Here is a 767-nt window from a genome sequence, read left to right on the forward strand (position 1 = left end):
CCGGGCGGCGGTTCGGATCTGCAGGCGATGACCACCCAGGCCAAACGCGACGGCGACGAGCTGGTCATCACCGGAGCCAAGACCTGGATCAGCAACGCGCGCAGGTCCGGGCTGATCGCGCTGCTGTGCAAGACCGATCCGGCGGCCGTCCCGCGGCATGCGGGGATCTCGATCGTCCTGGTCGAGCACGGCCCAGGCCTGACCGTCTCCCGCGATCTGCCCAAGCTCGGCTACAAGGGCGTGGAGAGCTGCGAGCTGTCGTTCGACAACTATCGCGCGCCGGTGTCGGCCATTCTGGGCGGTGAGCCCGGTAAGGGATTCGCGCAGATGATGAAGGGGCTCGAGACGGGCCGTATCCAGGTCGCTTCTCGCGCGCTGGGCGTGGCCGCGGCGGCGCTCGAGGATGCGCTGGCCTACTCCCAGGGCCGGGAGAGCTTCGGTAAGCCGATCTGGAAGCACCAGTCGATCGGTAACTATCTGGCGGATATGGCGACCAAACTGACCGCGGCCCGCCAGCTCACGCGCTATGCGGCCGAACAGTTCGACCGCGGCGAGCGCTGCGATATGGAAGCGGGAATGGCCAAGCTGTTCGCCTCCGAGGTCGCCATGGACATCGCGTTGAATGCGGTGCGCATTCACGGCGGATACGGGTACTCGACCGAATACGACGCCGAGCGCTACTTCCGCGACGCCCCGCTGATGATCGTCGGCGAGGGCACCAACGAGATCCAGCGCAATGTCATCGCCGGTCAGCTCGTCGCGCGCGG

The 767-nt window shown here is 67.0% G+C and carries 1 protein-coding gene; it reads left to right on the forward strand.

The window, feature by feature from the left end; genetic code table 11:
• A partial coding sequence (locus C5E41_RS33020; RefSeq protein WP_104379565.1) for an acyl-CoA dehydrogenase family protein occupies nucleotides 1-767 on the forward strand: 767 nt, incomplete at both ends.

This window comes from Nocardia nova, from assembly GCF_002933465.1.
Taxonomy (GTDB): Bacteria; Actinomycetota; Actinomycetes; order Mycobacteriales; family Mycobacteriaceae; genus Nocardia; species Nocardia nova_B.